General features: G+C 68.4%; 11 protein-coding genes. 4 read left to right on the top strand and 7 right to left on the bottom strand.

Features of this window, described 5'->3' with window-relative positions; genetic code table 11:
• Window positions 1-30: 30 nt before the first annotated feature.
• Window positions 31-948 carry a carbohydrate ABC transporter permease gene (locus ACZ59A_RS18705; RefSeq protein WP_470959984.1) on the bottom strand — a complete coding sequence of 306 codons (918 nt, stop codon included), beginning with the start codon at window positions 946-948 and terminating at the stop codon, window positions 31-33.
• A 72-nt stretch (window positions 949-1020) separates the two neighbouring features.
• A complete protein-coding gene (ngcE, locus tag ACZ59A_RS18700) occupies window positions 1021-2457 on the bottom strand; it encodes an N-acetylglucosamine/diacetylchitobiose ABC transporter substrate-binding protein (RefSeq protein WP_470959982.1) in 1437 nt (478 codons plus the stop codon).
• A gap of 339 nt (window positions 2458-2796) precedes the next feature.
• Here ngcE and ACZ59A_RS18695 point away from each other — a divergent pair, with 339 nt between their 5' ends.
• Window positions 2797-3318 carry a hypothetical protein gene (locus tag ACZ59A_RS18695; RefSeq protein ID WP_470959980.1) on the top strand — a complete coding sequence of 174 codons (522 nt, stop codon included), beginning with the start codon at window positions 2797-2799 and terminating at the stop codon, window positions 3316-3318.
• A 247-nt stretch (window positions 3319-3565) separates the two neighbouring features.
• Window positions 3566-7429, top strand: a complete 3864-nt coding sequence (locus tag ACZ59A_RS18690; RefSeq protein ID WP_470959978.1) for a GH92 family glycosyl hydrolase — start codon at window positions 3566-3568, stop codon at window positions 7427-7429.
• A gap of 66 nt (window positions 7430-7495) precedes the next feature.
• Here ACZ59A_RS18690 and ACZ59A_RS18685 read toward each other — a convergent pair whose 3' ends face one another.
• Window positions 7496-7759: a hypothetical protein gene (locus ACZ59A_RS18685; RefSeq protein WP_470959976.1), complete on the bottom strand. Its 264-nt coding sequence runs from the start codon at window positions 7757-7759 to the stop codon at window positions 7496-7498.
• 817 nt (window positions 7760-8576) lie between these two features.
• Here ACZ59A_RS18685 and ACZ59A_RS18680 point away from each other — a divergent pair.
• Window positions 8577-9347, top strand: a complete 771-nt coding sequence (locus ACZ59A_RS18680; protein ID WP_468047728.1) for a PIG-L deacetylase family protein — start codon at window positions 8577-8579, stop codon at window positions 9345-9347.
• On the opposite strand, the gene ACZ59A_RS18675 is transcribed toward ACZ59A_RS18680, so the two are convergent.
• The 3 genes from ACZ59A_RS18675 to ACZ59A_RS18665 all read right to left on the bottom strand — a co-directional run bounded on the left by ACZ59A_RS18675 (window position 9344) and on the right by ACZ59A_RS18665 (window position 11740).
• On the bottom strand, window positions 9344-9808 hold the full coding sequence (locus ACZ59A_RS18675; RefSeq protein WP_470959974.1) for a hypothetical protein: 465 nt from the start codon (window positions 9806-9808) through the stop codon (window positions 9344-9346). The genes ACZ59A_RS18680 and ACZ59A_RS18675 overlap by 4 nt on opposite strands.
• Window positions 9808-10665, bottom strand: coding sequence for a hypothetical protein (locus ACZ59A_RS18670; RefSeq protein ID WP_470959972.1), 858 nt, complete (start codon window positions 10663-10665; stop codon window positions 9808-9810). The genes ACZ59A_RS18675 and ACZ59A_RS18670 overlap by 1 nt, the downstream gene beginning before the upstream one ends.
• Window positions 10666-10738: 73 nt before the next feature.
• On the bottom strand, window positions 10739-11740 hold the full coding sequence (locus ACZ59A_RS18665; RefSeq protein WP_470959970.1) for an NAD-dependent epimerase/dehydratase family protein: 1002 nt from the start codon (window positions 11738-11740) through the stop codon (window positions 10739-10741).
• Between the two features lie 78 nt (window positions 11741-11818).
• Between ACZ59A_RS18665 and ACZ59A_RS18660 the strand changes: the two genes are divergently transcribed.
• A complete protein-coding gene (locus ACZ59A_RS18660; RefSeq protein WP_470959968.1) occupies window positions 11819-12706 on the top strand; it encodes a GNAT family N-acetyltransferase in 888 nt (295 codons plus the stop codon).
• Between the two features lie 78 nt (window positions 12707-12784).
• Here ACZ59A_RS18660 and acnA read toward each other — a convergent pair whose 3' ends face one another.
• Entirely contained in the window at window positions 12785-15502 is a 2718-nt protein-coding gene (acnA, locus tag ACZ59A_RS18655) for an aconitate hydratase AcnA (RefSeq protein ID WP_470959966.1), read from the bottom strand.
• Window positions 15503-15654 lie beyond the last annotated feature (152 nt).

Genomic DNA, 15654 nt, shown 5'->3' with positions numbered 1-15654 from the left:
GGTGCGCGGTCACGGTCGCGGGCCCCGGCATCAGTACTCCAGCCGTTCGCGACGGCCGAGCCTGCCCACGACGACCGCGAAGATCAGGGTGACGATCAGCATCGCGACGCCGATCGTGGTCGCGCGTCCGGCCTGCCCGTCGTGGAAGGTCTTGGTGTACACGTAGTAGCCCAGAACCTGGGTGGAGTCGGCGGGTCCGCCCGGCCCCACCGTCATGATCTGCACGACGGCGAACGCGTCGAGGGCGATGATGCCCATGTAGATCCAGCCGGTCTGGACGGTGTCCCACAGCAGTGGCACGGTGATCCGGAAGAACGTATTCACGCGGTTGGCCCCGTCGAGCAGCGCGGCCTCGTAGTAGTCCTTCGGGATGGAGCTCATCCCGGCGGAGAAGAGGACGACGTAGAAGCCGACGTTGCTCCAGACCATCACGGCCATGAGGCACCACAGCGCGAGCTTCGGGTCGGCCAGCCACTGCTGCTGGAGCGCGTCCAGGCCGATTCCCCCGAGGAAGGCGTTGAGCGCGCCGTTGCGCGGGTTGTAGGTGAACTGGAACAGCAGGGCGACGATCGCGATCGACAGCACCTGCGGAAAGAAATAGATCACCTTGTAGACGCTCGAACCGCGCACCCCCGTGACGGCCGCGTTCTTTCGACTGCGGCCGCCCACGTTGAGCATGAAGGCGAAGAAGAGTCCGAGCCCGAGCGTCACCAGCGGCACGACAAGCAGCAGCAGGACATTGTGCCCGACCGCTTTCCAGAAGAGGTCGTCATGCAGCAGCCAGTCGTAGTTCTTGAATCCGACCATCTTGAAGTCGGAACTCAGGCCGGTCCAGTCCGTGAAGGAATAGTAGATGGCCTGAACGAACGGCGAGATCACGAAGACCGCGTAAAGGATCACCGGCAGGGCCAGGAACCCCGCGATGAACCGGTATTTACCATGCTGCATTTCTACCGACCTCGGACTTCCTCACGGATAATGCCGCCGGTGACGCATCGAAACCCATCAGATGTGCCTCGGTCAGACGTGCTTGTACTTCTTGACGGCGTCGTCCTTCGCCGTGGCGTCGGCGAACTTCTGGCACTTCTGCATCGCCTCGGCCGGAGTCATCCGGCCCGCCATCATCTCGCCCAGCACGCCCACGCCGATCTGCTGCTTCTGCAGCGTCACGTACCAGTCCTGGAGGCGCGGGTTGACGACGTTCTTGCCCGCCTTCTCCAGCACCTGCTGCGCGGACGACAGCCCCGACGGCAGGGTCAAGCCCTCGGTGCCGCCGTTGAGCGAGGAGAGTGAGGAGACCTGCTTGACGAAGTTCTTGGTCGACTTCTCGCCGAGCATGATCCGCAGCAGCTCCATGCCGCCCTGGGGGTTCTTGGCCGCCTTCGGCACGATGAAGGGCTCACCGCCGGAGGCCCAGAGGGTGCCGAACGGCATCTTGTCGCTCTTGTCGAGGCTGGAGGGCGCGCCCACCGCCATCTGGAAGTCCTTCGGCGTGGTCTTCTTCGCCTCGTTCTCCACCCAGGAGCCGTTCGGGATGAACAGCGCCTTCCCCTCGTTCCAGGCGGTCTGCGACTCGATGTGGGTCAGCCCCGGGGTGCCCTTGAGGATGTACCCCTTCTTGTACAGCTCGTAGTACGCCTCGAAGGCGGCCTTCACGGCCGGGTTCTTCCAGGCGTTCGGCTCCAGGTTGTCGATCGAGTCCAGGACGTCCCTGCCGCCGATCTTGGCGATGAAGGGGTACAGGCTGAACGGCAGGTAGTACGGGAACTTGCCCGGGTAGGTCCAGCCCGCGACGCCCTTCTTCTTCGCCTTCTCGCAGAGCTTGAGCATGTCGTCCCAGGTCTCCGGGTACTCCGCGTCGAGCTTCGCGAGGTTGGTCTTGGAGTACCAGACGCCGTAGACGGTGTACGCGTAGTAGAGGATCCAGACCGGCTTGCCGTCGAACTGGCCCATCTCCACGACGCCGGGGCGCAGCGTCTCGCGCACCGTCTTCTCCGGGTCGTCGAGGGAGGGCGAGTCGAGCAGCGGGGTGAGGTCGGTCAGCTGGTTCTTGCCGACCAGGGTGCCGAAGTCCATCTGCTCGGCACCGGAGTTGTCGACCAGGTCCGGCGGGGTGCCGCCGTTGAACCGCGGCTGGAGCACGGTCTGGATCTTCTGGGTCGCCGAGTGCTTGACCTTGCCCGCGGTCTTCGGGAACGCCTTGCTGTACTCCGCCTCGGCGTCCTTGGCGTACTGCTGGCCGAAGCCGCCGTCGAAGATGACGACGTCGAGCGGCGCGCTCGCGTTGACGGCGAGCGGGTTCTTGGCGCTCTTCTTGCCCTTGTCGACCTTCTTCTCACTGTCGCCGCCGCCACTGGCACAGGCGGAGAGCACACTCATCGCCGGCACGGTGATCAGTCCGAGGGCCGCCGACCGTTTGATCAGGTCACGCCGTCCGAAATCTGAGATGGATCCCATGCTCAAGTCCTCGCCTTCGTCAGGACTCAGGCGGTGTAACGGTTTCCCGTACATGCTCGCCTCCGGGCGAGGGGCCCGACACCGCGGGTCAGTTGAAGCGTGAAGCGGAATTGCTGGGTGTGCGCCGAGAGGGCTCAGAACCGCCGAGGCCAGCTCGGCACGGCCGCGGCACGGCCTTCCCCCTAAGGCGAAAGGTATAGTCCACTGGGCATCGAGAGGGCAAGATCGAGAGGTCATCGGGGTGGCATCTTTCCCGAGTTGAGACCTGTCCGACATACCGTGGGGGGCCCAGCCCGTACGGCATTCAGCCGTGCGCGCGCCCCATGAGAGGCGGTCCTCGTGCCCCGGAAGCAGCTCCCCCTCGCCACCAGTGTTGTCGTGGCCGCGACACTCGCGCTCTCCGCGGGCTGCGGGGCGGACAGAGGCGGCTCTCCGGCCGGGGACACCAAGGGCGGCTCCGCGATCGGCAAGGGCATGGCCCGGCTCCCGGTGGAACCGACGGAGGAGCCCACCGAGGAACCGACCGAGGACCCCACCGACGACCCGTCGGATACGCCGACCGGCGGCTCCGGCCTGATATCGGCGGACGCCAAGATGGGCACATGCGGCTGGAGCCCGGACGGCAAGCCGTACGCCAATGTGAAGATCAGCAACTCCAGCTCCTCCACGGCCTACTACTTCCTCCTCGTCGGGTTCGTGGACAGCACCGACGAGGTCGTGACCACGGGCACCGAGTCCGACGCCTCGGTGGCGGGGAACTCCGACAAGACCGTCAAGGTCTCCGGCCTCCAGGCGGACTCCTCCAAGAAGGCGAAGAAGTGCCGTCTGTCGATGGCCACCAAGTCCGACTCTCCCGGCTGATGGCTCGCTGATGGATTATTGACCGGCCGTCATGGACTGGGGCCGCATCCCGGCGCGGGTGCGGCCCGCGTCGCGCGGTCGCCACCCCAAGATCACTCGCATGGAGTGATCAATGGATTGATCATTGGAGTGATCACCCGCAGGGGGTGTGCACGGCAGTCACCTTGACACCACCCTCCCCTCAGCGCCCTACTTATCCTTGCCCCACCCAATCGACAACGTTGTCAGACTCGTTGAGAGGTCGAGTATGCGACAGAGACGGCTCAGACGCAGACCTCCGTTACGTCGAGCGGCCGCCCTGGTGGCGGCCGTTCTGCTGGCGGCGACCGCCCAGGGCGCGGCGACCGCGGTTCCCCGCGGACCCGCGGCGGCCGCGGACCGGGCCTCGGCCGCTTCGGAGTTTTCCTCGTCCTTCGAAGCGGCCGATCCGCGGCCCGACTGGCGCAACACCGTCGAGACCACCCCGGACGGCGCGAAGAAGGCCGACGGGGTCGACGGCGGCTACACCTCCGGCATCCCGGGGAACGTGACCGACAAGGTGACCGAGGTCCGGGCGAGCGGCGAGTACGCCGACGCGGGCGAGACCAAGGAGAACCTGGTCGACGGCGAGGTCACCACCAAGTGGCTCACGTTCGAGAGGACCCCGTGGCTCGAATTCGACCTCTCCGAGCCCGTCGACGTCGTCCGCTACGCCCTCACCTCCGCCAACGACGCCCCGGAGCGCGACCCGGCCGACTGGACGCTCAAGGGCTCCGCCGACGGCTCCGGCTGGACCATGCTGGACACCCGCACGGACGAGGTCTTCGGCAAGCGCCAGCAGACCCGGGAGTTCTCCGTCGAGGGCGCCGCCGCCTATCGCCACTTCCGGCTGGAGATCACCCGCAACAAGGGGGCGGACGCCACCCAGCTCGCCGAGACGCAGCTGGCGAACGGGGACACCACCCCGCCCGCCCCCGCCGACATGCGCAGTCTGGTCGACCGGGGCCCGTCCGGCTCCCCCACCGCCAAGGGGAACGCGGGCTTCACCGGCACCCACGCCCTGCGCTACGCGGGCACCCACAAGCCGGACGGCCGGGCGTACTCGTACAACAAGGTCTTCGACGTGAACACGGCCGTCACCCGCGACACCCTGTTCTCGTACCGGATCTTCCCGTCGATGACCGAGACCGATCTGAGCTACCCCGCCACCCATGTGTCGGTCGACCTCGCCTTCACCGACGGCACCTACTTGAGTGAGCTGCCCCGCGCGGTGGACCAGCACGGCGCCCGGATGAGCCCCCAGGGGCAGGCGGCGTCCAAGACGCTGTACGTCAATCAGTGGAACCACAAGGAGTCCCGGATCGGGTCCGTCGCGGCGGGCAAGACCGTCGACCGGATCCTCGTCGCGTACGACTCCCCGGGCGGCCCGGCGAAGTTCCGCGGCTGGGTGGACGACATCTCGCTCGCCCCCAAGGCGCCCGAGAAGCCGCTGAAGCACCTCTCCGACTACGCGGTGACCACGCGCGGCACGCACTCCAGCGGCAGCTTCTCGCGCGGCAACAACTTCCCCGCGACCGCCGTCCCGGGCGGCTTCAACTTCTGGACGCCGGTGACCAACGCGGGCTCCACCAGCTGGCTCTACGAGTACGCCCGCGCCAACAACGACGACAACCTGCCCACCCTCCAGGCGTTCGGCGCGAGCCATGAGCCGAGCCCGTGGATGGGCGACCGGCAGACGTTCCAGGTGATGCCGTCCGTCGCGGGCGGCACCCCGGACGCCTCCCGCACCGCCCGCGCGCTCCCCTTCCGCCACGACAAGGAGACCGCCCGGCCCTACGGCTACGGCGTGACGTTCGAGAACGGCCTCAAGGCCGAGATCGCGCCCACCGACCACGCGGCGGTCATGCGCTTCACCTATCCGGGCGAGGACGCGAGCGTCATCTTCGACAACGTCAACAACAACGGCGGGCTCACCCTCGACCCCGAGCACGGCGTCGTCACCGGCTACTCCGACGTCAAGAGCGGCCTGTCCACCGGCGCCACCCGGATGTTCGTCTACGGCGTCTTCGACAGCCCCGTCAGCGCGAGCGGCAAGCTACCCGGAGGCGGCGGACAGGACGTCACCGGCTACTTCCGCTTCCGCCCGGGTGCGGACCGCGCCGTCACCCTCCGGATCGCCACCTCCCTCATCGGCGTCGACCAGGCGAAGACGAACCTGGAGCGCGAAATCCCCGCCTCGACGTCGTTCGAGCAGGTCGAGCGGCGTGCCCAGAGCGCCTGGGACGACATCCTGGGCCGTATCGAGGTCGAGGGAGCGAGCCGCGACCAGCTCACCACGCTCTACTCCAGCCTCTACCGGCTGTACCTCTATCCCAATTCCGCTTACGAGAACACCGGGACCACGCGGAAGCCGCGCCACCAGTACGCGAGCGCCTTCTCGCCCGCCGCCGGGGAGAACACCCCGACCCGCACCGGCGCGAAGATCGTCGATGGTGAGGTGTACGTCAACAACGGCTTCTGGGACACCTACCGCACCACCTGGCCCGCCTACTCGCTGCTGACCCCGAAGCGCGCCGGGAAGATGGTCGACGGCTTCGTCCAGCAGTACAAGGACGGCGGCTGGATCTCCCGCTGGTCCTCCCCCGGCTACGCCGACCTCATGACCGGCACCAGCTCGGACGTGGCCTTCGCCGACGCGTACCTCAAGGGCGTCCGCTTCGACGCCGAGGCCGCGTACGAGGCGGCGCTGAAGAACGCCACCGCCGTGCCGCCTTCACCGGGTGTGGGGAGGAAGGGCATGTCCACCTCGCCCTTCCTCGGCTACACCAGCACCGAGACCCACGAGGGCCTGTCCTGGGCGCTGGAGGGCTACCTCAACGACTTCGGCCTGGCGAAGATGGGCCGCGCCCTGTACTCGAAGACCAAGAAGCCCCGCTACAAGGAAGAGTCCGACTACTTCCTGCACCGCGCCCAGAACTACGTCACGCTCTTCGACGACAAGGCGGGCTTCTTCCAGGGCCGGGACGCAGCGGGAAAGTGGCGCGTGCCGTCCGAGAAGTACGATCCGCGGATCTGGGGCTACGACTACACCGAGACCAACGGCTGGGGCTACGCCTTCACCGCCCCGCAGGACAGCCGGGGCCTGGCCAACCTCTACGGGGGCCGGTCGGGGCTGGCGAAGAAGCTCGACACCTACTTCTCCACCCCGGAGACCGCCTCGCCCGACTTCAAGGGCTCGTACAGCGGCGTCATCCACGAGATGACCGAGGCGCGCGATGTCCGGATGGGCATGTACGGCCACAGCAACCAGGTCGCCCACCACGCCACCTATATGTACGACGCGGCCGGACAGCCCTGGAAGACCCAGGAGAAGGTCCGCGAGGTGCTGGCCCGCCTCTACACCGGCAGCGAGATAGGGCAGGGCTACCACGGCGACGAGGACAACGGCGAGCAGTCCGCGTGGTACATCTTCAGCGCGCTCGGCTTCTACCCCCTGGTGATGGGCGGCTCCGAATACGCGATCGGCTCGCCGCTGTTCACCAAGGCCACGGTGCACCTGGAGAACGGCCGCGACCTGGTCATCAAGGCCCCGCGCAACAGCGCGCGGAATGTGTACGTCCAGTCCCTGCAGGTCAACGACAAGCCCTGGAACTCCACCGCCCTCCCCCACTCGGTCCTCGCCAGGGGCGGCACGCTGGAGTTCACGATGGGCGCCAAGCCGTCGAAGTGGGGCACGGGGGCGAAGGACGCCCCGTCCTCCATCACCCAGAACGACAAGGTGCCCACCCCGCGCCGCGATCTGACGGTGCCGAGCGGCGGCACGGCGCTGCTGGACGACACGTCGGGCACGGAGGCGGCGTTCGAGTCGGTGAACCTACCGGTCGGCGAGGCGGGCCGCGCGGTCCAATACACCCTCACCTCCGCCGACCGCACGAAGGCCCCCACGGGATGGGTCCTCCAGGGCTCGCCCGACGGCGAGAAGTGGCGAGATCTGGACCGGCGGTCGGCTGAGTCCTTCGCCTGGGACAAGCAAACCCGCGTCTTCTCCGTCCACACACCAGGCAGCTATGCGCACTACCGCCTGGTGCCGGACGACAAGTCGACACTGGCCGAGGTCGAACTGCTCGGCTGAGCCGTGGGGTGGGCCGGGTCCGGCGTCCGGACCCGGCCTGCCCGCAATCATTCGGTCGTCACGCGCTCACGTCGCGTCGTCCACCCAGAGCTGCCACTTACCGCTGCTGCTCTGTTTGCAGTCCCAGTCGGCGTAGGCGGAGTTCTGCCCGTCCCGGTAGCACGCCAGGTGGGTGGGGTAGGTGCCGACGTAGATCCACTTGGTGGCGCCGGGTACGACGGCCGTTGTCGTGGCGGAGGACGCGGGCGCCGCCTGCACGGTGGCGATGGTACCTCCGGTCAGGAGGGCGGCCCCCATCGCGGCGCCGGCGAGGACAAGTCGAGTTCGCATGTTTCCCCTTTTTCGTCGGAATCTTGCGGTCGGCATGAGCCTGGGGCAGGGCGGGACGCGAGGACAACAGGGATCGGGCGTCCTAGACACTCTTGGACTGTCCCGGACAGCCCGCTTGGTGTCCGCGCTGATCAGCGGCCTGTCCCGCGACCTTCTCGCGGTCGGCCGAAGCCGTGGCTCGTCGCGGGGAGCCGCGTACTCATGGCCATCGTGATTGGCGGGCTTCGTCACTGACGACTCATGAGTGGGACGCGACGCTCAAGTGCATGGAGAAACAAGGGTTGGGAACTTGGCGAGGCGGGTCGAGCAGTGGCTCCAGGCTCGGGAGCGAGGAGATTCGCGGGCGGACCGGAGTGCGTGTCCACGCCTTCCGGCGCCGGGTCGGCGCTGCTGAGCGGCCGCCCGGTCACGGCCCCCGATCTCTGCTTGACCGACGGACGAGTGCTCGACCGCCGGTACACCCCCTTGGTGGCCGTTCAGCGGCCGTGTGCCGAGGCGGCACCGCAGGCCACCAAACTGGAACCGATGGGCGGGGACACGTACCGGATCCAATGGCACCACCCCGACTACGGCAAGGGCTGTCTCGAAGCGCTCGCAAGAGTCCTCGTACAGCCGAGAGGGATCGGCCTGCCTCTACGTCGCCGCTCCCGCCCCCCACCACCATCGCGCTGCGGGAGAGCGACGAGCCGGACGTCATCCTCACCACCACGCCCGCCATGCTAGGCACCTTCATACGCGCGGCGAAGGTCGGGGCGTTCGACGGGCTCACCCAGGACCGATAGGGCGCCGTGCGCCCCAGAGTGCCAGGATGGACCGCATGGCTACCGTCCTGGCATTCCATGCCCACCCCGACGACGAAGCGCTGCTGACCGGCGGCACGCTCGCCCGGCTGGCCCACGAGGGGCACCGAGTGGTGGTCGTGGTCGCCACGGACGGTCTGATCGACGCCGCCCCGACGGAGGCCGAATCCCCGCGCCTGCACGAACTGCGCACCAGCGCGGCCGTGTTGGGCGTCGACCGCGTCGTCCACCTCGGCTACGCGGACAGCGGCCACGGCCCGATCCTCTACCCCGACCCGCCGGACCGCGCCCGCTTCGTCCGCGCGGACACGGAGGAGGCCGCCGAGCGGCTGGCCACGATCCTCCGCGACGAGGACGCGTCGATGCTGCTCCACTACGACCCCCACGGCGGCTACGGCCACCGCGACCACATCAAGGTCCACCAGGTCGGCCGCCGCGCCGCCGAACTGGCCAAGACCCCGAGGGTGCTGGAGGCGACGATGCCCCGCGACGCCGCCGAACGCCTGGTCCGCCTGGCCCACCGCCTGCGGATCCCCCTCGGGTTCGCCCCCGAGGAGCTGAGCACCCGCTTCAGCCCCCGGTCGGACATCACCCACCGCCTGAACGTCCGCCGCTACGCCCGCCAGAAGCAGGCGGCCCTGGCGGCCCACCGCTCCCAGATCAACGGCACGGGCCGCATGAGCGCCGTCATGCGGAAGATGATCCACCTACCGCCCCCACTCTTCGGCCTCCTGCTGGGCCGAGAGTGGTACATCGATGTCTCCCCCGTCCGACGGCCCCAGCCCTAACCCTCGGCGAACAGCTCCTCGGCGCGGGAGGCGGTCACGGCGCGGTCCAGCCAGACACCGAGGACGTCCAGATCTCTGCACGCCTCGATGCGCTGACGCGTCTCTCCGGTGACTTCAAGTCCCCGTTGGCCAAGGATCCGCACGATGTCCTCGGCGCGGCTCTCAATCCGGACATCGGTGAAGGCCCGCTGGCCAAGGTCGGAGCGGAAGAAAATGTTGGGCTCCACGTCGAGCATGTGGCACAGGTCCGTCACGGAAGACACCGTCAGAGCACCATCCAGCCAGTCCCCGAGCAACTCCAAGTCGGTACACAACTGAATGCGTTCCCGAGCCATGCCGACGACCTCAAAGCCCCGTCGGTCGAGGACCCGCAGAACATGTTCGCCGCGGCTCTCGGCCCGAACCTTGGCGAAGGCTACCTGCGAATGCTCGGAGCAGAAGAAGTTGAGCAGCGCGGACATCAGTCGAACAGATCCTCTACACAAGAGACGGTCCCGGCGCGGTCCAGCCAGGTGCCGAGGACGTCCATGTCCTTGCACGACTCGATGCGCTTACGTGTCTCGTCAGTGACCTCGAGCCCCCGAGCCGTGAGGACTCGAAGCAGAGCATCGGCGCGCACCTCTGCGAAGGCGTGCTGGGCTTGCTGGGAACGGAAGAAATTCATCAGCACGGGCATCAGGTCTCTCCAGATCTCTCGCGCCGGGGTGTTTCCGAGACCGGCCTCAACGAGTTCGGCGTACATGAACCCCTGAACGGGGTCGAGGCTGCTGAGTGTGGTCGCAAGCACTTTCAGTATGTCATCGATGCCTTCGCTTCTACTGTGCGTAATCGCAGAGAAGGCAGCGATCGGGATATCCCGGGCCACTTCTTTCGCATCCGTGACGACCGGAACGTTGCCAGGCCCGAGGACGAGTGGACGAACAGTCAGCGACGGGTGGCTCGGTAAGCCGAGGTTGATCGGCCGGGCGGCCCAGCGGGCCGTGGACTCGTCGGGGCAGAGCACGATCAGCACCGGCTGGTGCCGGAACTTCGCGTGCATGTACGAGAGGTAGTAAGCCCAGGCGGACGGCTTGTCGGGGTCCCTTCTGCTCTGCGACTCGATGGCGAACAGATACGTGCCGTGCTTCTCGGTCTCGACCTGGAGCAAGGTGTCCACACGTCTCTCGACGGGGGCGACCTCGGTGAGGTCGGGGCTGACGATGAACGCTCTGCTGGTATCCGGGAAGGGAACGCCAAGGAGTTTCCGGAGGGCCCGGACCATGGCCCCGGTGTCCTCCTGGAAAATTCTATGGAGGGCTTCATGCGAGGAACTGACCATGCGTGGAACACTAAAGACGCGAGGGCAAGTGCCAACGGCATTTGCCCTCGCGTCACCCGAACGAATGCAGCCGCTAATGACGTTGACGCTGGGCGGCCAGCACCGCCGCCTCCCTCTCCGGCGCAAGGCCCACCGCCGAGCGCTCCGCACGCTGCGGCGCCCGGCCGCCCAAGCCCCGCAGCCAGGCCCACGTATCGCTCACCGTCTCCCCGACGGGACGGCACCGCAGACCGGCCGCTACCGCCTTCGAGACGTCGGCGGCGTGCAGCGTGTCGTACAGCTCGCCCGGGGGGATCCAGATCGGGAGGTCGGTCCAGGGGGCGATGTCGGCGGCCAGGATGCGGTCCGGGTCGGTCCAGCGGAGTTCGGCGGGCGCGCCGGTGGTGCGTACGCAGGTCTCCAGCAGTTCGCCCATCGTGGTGTGGCCCTGCGGGCTGACCGTGTTGTACGGGCCGCCGAGGCCGCGTTCGGTGGCGTCCAGGAGCCAGGTGGCCAGGTCGCGGGCGTCGATGTACTGCAAGGGCAGGTCGCGCGGGCCGGGGGCGAGGACCGGGCCGCCGCGGGCGATGCGGGTCAGCCACCAGGGCAGGCGGCCGACGTTCTCGTACGGGCCGATGATCAGCCCGGCGCGGGCCAGCAGCGCGCGGTCGCCGAAGGCGGAGAGCGCGGCGAGTTCGCCGCCCCGCTTGGCGCGGGCGTAGTCGGTGTCATCGGTGTCGTCGGGGGACGCCTCCACCACCGGGCCGTCCTCGGCGAGTCCGGCGGGCGCCGGGTAGGCGTAGACGGAGCGGGTGGAGACGTAGGCATACGAACGGACGCGGTCGGCGAGGAGGCGGGCCATGTCGCGTACGGCGGACGGGGCACCGAACCAGGTGTCCACGACGGCGTCCCATACGCCGTGTTCGAGGGCGGCGAGCCCGCCGGGCGCGGTGCGGTCGCCGCGCAGCACGGTGACCCCCGGCGGCGGGGCGTGCCGACCGCGGTGGAACACCGTGACCTGCCAGCCGCGGGCCACGGCCGCCTCGGTGACCGCACGCCCTACGAACTCCGTTCCGCCCAGCATCAGAAGCCTCATGACGGAGAGTCTGCCCGCCCAGCACCGGATGGGCCCGGCGGGTCGGCTCTCAGCAGATTCCGCGCCATGATGGAACGCATGATCCTCCGCCAGCTACGTGACACCGAGGAGGACGCCGAGGCGGTCTGGGAAGTGGCCGCTGCCGCCTTCGGCGACTCCGATGCCCTCGCGGGTGAGGCCGACAGCTTGTTGGCTCCGCAGTATGTGACCGCCGTGCGCAGCCGTTACCGCCATCTGGCCGCCACCGACCCCGGCGGCTGCTGGATCGCCGTGGACGACGGGGGCATGCCGGTCGGGGCGGTGCTGTCCTCGCGGCGCGAGGGGACGTGGGGGCTGTCGATGTTCGCGGTGCTGCCCCGGGCGCAGGGGCGGGGCGTGGGCAAGGAACTGCTGGCGGCGGCGCTCGCCTATGGGCGGGCGTGTCTGCGCGGGATCATCGTCGGGTCGGAGAACACGCGTGCCGCGGCCACGTACCGGCAAGCCGGGTTCACCCTGCACCCGGCGATGCGGTTGCGCGGGACCATCGACCGCGACACCAAGGCACGCCTCTCGCCGCCCGACGGCGCCGTGCACGAGGGACTTGCCCGGCACCGGGACTTGATGGACTCCGTGGACCGCCGTCTCAGGGGCGGGGCGCACGGGCCGGATCACGAGCTGCTCTGCCGCCAGCGGCATCTCCTGGTCGTGGACGACCTGGCGGGCAGCGGGTACTGCTACGTGGCCGAGGACGGCAAGGTCGAGTTGGTGGCCGCCACCTCGCGGCGGCTGGCGAAGCGGCTGCTGACCGCCGCGCTGCTGTGCCTGCCGGAGGGCACCGACGTGCGCGTACCGAGCCTGACGGCCGAGCAGCAGTGGGCGGTGGACGTCGGCCTCGAGGCGGGTCTTGAGGTGTCCACCGGGGGCTATGTGTGCTTGCGCGGGATGCGGCCGCCGGAGCCGTACGTCCCGTCCAGCTCGTTCCTCTGAAGGCGTCGCGGAGCCGATACGGCGGACGGGCCGCACCCCTTGCGCGGGGGTGCGGCCCGTCCGTGACGTGCGAGCGTCCTACTTGCGGATCAGCGACCGCAGCACGAACTGCAGGATGCCGCCGTTGCGGTAGTAGTCCGCCTCGCCGGGGGTGTCGATGCGCAGCTTGGCGTCGAACTCGACGTCGCCCGCAGTGACCTTGACGGTCTCGGGGATGCCGCCGTCGTTCAGGCCGGTGACGCCGGTGACCGAGAAGGTCTCCTCACCGGTCAGACCAAGCGACGCGGCCGAGGCGCCCTCGGGGAACTGCAGCGGCAGAACGCCCATGCCGATGAGGTTCGAGCGGTGGATGCGCTCGTACGACTCGGCGATGACGGCCTTGACGCCGAGCAGCGCGGTGCCCTTGGCCGCCCAGTCGCGGGACGAGCCGGAGCCGTACTCCTTGCCCGCCAGGATGACCAGCGGGGTCCCGGCCGCCTGGTAGTTCTGCGACGCGTCGTAGATGAAGGAGACCGGCCCGCCGTCCTGGGTGAAGTCGCGGGTGAAGCCGCCCTCGGTGCCCGGCGCGATCTGGTTGCGCAGGCGGATGTTGGCGAAGGTGCCGCGGATCATGACCTCGTGGTTACCACGGCGCGAGCCGTAGGAGTTGAAGTCGCGACGCTCGACGCCGTGCTCGGTGAGGTACTTACCGGCCGGGGTGTCGGCCTTGATCGCACCGGCCGGGGAGATGTGGTCGGTGGTGACCGAGTCGCCCAGCTTGGCCAGGACGCGGGCGCCGGCGACGTCCTCGACCGGGGCCGGGTCCATGGTCATGCCCTCGAAGTACGGGGGCTTGCGCACGTAGGTGGACTCGCCGTCCCACTCGAAGGTGTTGCCGGTGGGGATCGGCAGCGCCTGCCACTGGGCGTCACCGGCGAAGACGTCCTGGTAGGACTTGTTGAACATGTCCTCGCCGATGGCGTTGGCCACGACGTCGTTGACCTCGGCCTCGGTCGGCCAGATGTCCTCGAGGAAGACCGGCTTGCCGTCCTGGTCGGTGCCCAGCGCGTCCGTGGTGATGTTCACCTTCATCGAACCGGCGATGGCGTACGCGACGACCAGCGGCGGGGACGCCAGGTAGTTCATCTTGACGTCGGGGTTGATCCGGCCCTCGAAGTTCCGGTTGCCGGAGAGCACCGAGGTGACGGCGAGGTCAGCCTCGTTGACGGCCTTGGAGACCTCGTCCGGCAGCGGGCCGGAGTTGCCGATGCAGGTGGTGCAGCCGTAGCCGACGAGGTTGAAGCCGACCTTGTCGAGGTAGGGGGTCAGACCCGCCTTGTCGAAGTAGTCGGTGACGACCTTCGAGCCCGGGGCCAGCGTGGTCTTGACCCACGGCTTGCGGGTCAGGCCCCGCTCGACCGCCTTCTTGGCCACCAGGGCGGCGGCGACCATGACGTACGGGTTCGAGGTGTTGGTGCAGGAGGTGATCGCGGCGACGGTCACGGCGCCGTGGTCGATCTCGTACGTCGAACCGTCGGGGGCGGTGACCAGGGTCGGCTTGGTCGGCACGCCGTTGGAGACGGCCGGGGCGTCGGAGGCCGGGAAGGACTCCTTGCCCGCCTCGTCCTCCTCCGCGTCGGCGACGTAGTTACGGACGTCCTGGGCGAACTGCTGCGCCGCCTCGGCGAGCACGATGCGGTCCTGGGGCCGCTTGGGACCGGCGATCGAGGGGACGACCGTCGCGAGGTCCAGCTCCAGCTTCTCGGAGAAGTCGGGCTCGGCCGCCGGGTCGAGCCAGAGGCCCTGCTCCTTGGCGTACGCCTCGACGAGCGCGACCTGCTGCTCGCTGCGGCCGGTGAGCTTGAGGTAGTTCAGGGTCTCGTCGTCGATCGGGAAGATCGCGGCGGTGGAGCCGAACTCCGGCGACATGTTGCCGATGGTGGCGCGGTTGGCGAGGCTCGTGGCCGCCACACCCTCGCCGTAGAACTCGACGAACTTGCCGACGACACCGTGCTTGCGCAGCATCTCGGTGATCGTCAGGACGAGGTCGGTGGCGGTGGTGCCGGGCTTCAGCTCACCGGTCAGCTTGAAGCCGACGACCCGCGGGATGAGCATCGAGACCGGCTGGCCGAGCATCGCGGCCTCGGCCTCGATGCCGCCGACGCCCCAGCCGAGCACGCCGAGGCCGTTGACCATGGTGGTGTGCGAGTCGGTGCCGACGAGGGTGTCCGGGTATGCCTGGCCATTGCGGACCATGACCGTGCGGGCCAGGTGCTCGATGTTGACCTGGTGGACGATGCCGGTGCCGGGCGGGACGACCTTGAACTCGTCGAACGCGGTCTGGCCCCAGCGCAGGAACTGGTAGCGCTCCTTGTTGCGCCCGTACTCCAGCTCCACGTTCTGGCTGAAGGCGTCGTTGGTGCCGAACTTGTCGGCGATCACGGAGTGGTCGATGACCAGCTCGGCCGGGGCCAGCGGGTTGATCTTCGCCGGGTCGCCGCCCAGCTCCTTGACGGCCTCGCGCATGGTGGCGAGGTCGACCACGCACGGCACACCGGTGAAGTCCTGCATGATCACACGGGCCGGCGTGAACTGGATCTCCTGGCTCGGCTGGGCCTGTGAGTCCCAGCCGCCGAGCGCTCGGATGTGGTCGGCGGTGATGTTGGCGCCGTCCTCCGTGCGGAGCAGGTTCTCCAGCAGGACCTTCAGGCTGTAGGGGAGGCGGGCGGCCCCCTCCACCTTGTCCAGCCTGAAGATCTCGTACGACTCGTCGCCCACCTGCAGGGTGCTGCGGGCATCGAAGCTGTTCGCCGACACGACAGTCTCCTTCATGCATGAATTACGCGCGTACCACCGCAATGCTGCCGCGACATGCCCGCGCCGATCCGCTAAGGTAGGGCTAAGTTAGGTAACCCTTACCGGTGCGGCGCGACGGTGCGCCCGTCGACAGATATCTCGATGTCGAGATA

Source organism: Streptomyces sp. NPDC040405, from assembly GCF_055595765.1.
This window is presented reverse-complemented; position numbering and strand designations above follow the sequence as displayed.

Coding starts and splice junctions, on each gene's coding strand:
- ACZ59A_RS18705 (WP_470959984.1), bottom strand. CDS start 948: ATGCAGCATGGTAAATACCGGTTCATCGCGGGGTTCCTGGCCCTGCCG.
- ngcE (WP_470959982.1), bottom strand. CDS start 2,457: ATGGGATCCATCTCAGATTTCGGACGGCGTGACCTGATCAAACGGTCG.
- ACZ59A_RS18690 (WP_470959978.1), top strand. CDS start 3,566: ATGCGACAGAGACGGCTCAGACGCAGACCTCCGTTACGTCGAGCGGCC.
- ACZ59A_RS18685 (WP_470959976.1), bottom strand. CDS start 7,759: ATGCGAACTCGACTTGTCCTCGCCGGCGCCGCGATGGGGGCCGCCCTC.
- ACZ59A_RS18680 (WP_468047728.1), top strand. CDS start 8,577: ATGGCTACCGTCCTGGCATTCCATGCCCACCCCGACGACGAAGCGCTG.
- ACZ59A_RS18675 (WP_470959974.1), bottom strand. CDS start 9,808: ATGTCCGCGCTGCTCAACTTCTTCTGCTCCGAGCATTCGCAGGTAGCC.
- ACZ59A_RS18670 (WP_470959972.1), bottom strand. CDS start 10,665: ATGGTCAGTTCCTCGCATGAAGCCCTCCATAGAATTTTCCAGGAGGAC.
- ACZ59A_RS18665 (WP_470959970.1), bottom strand. CDS start 11,740: ATGAGGCTTCTGATGCTGGGCGGAACGGAGTTCGTAGGGCGTGCGGTC.
- ACZ59A_RS18660 (WP_470959968.1), top strand. CDS start 11,819: ATGATCCTCCGCCAGCTACGTGACACCGAGGAGGACGCCGAGGCGGTC.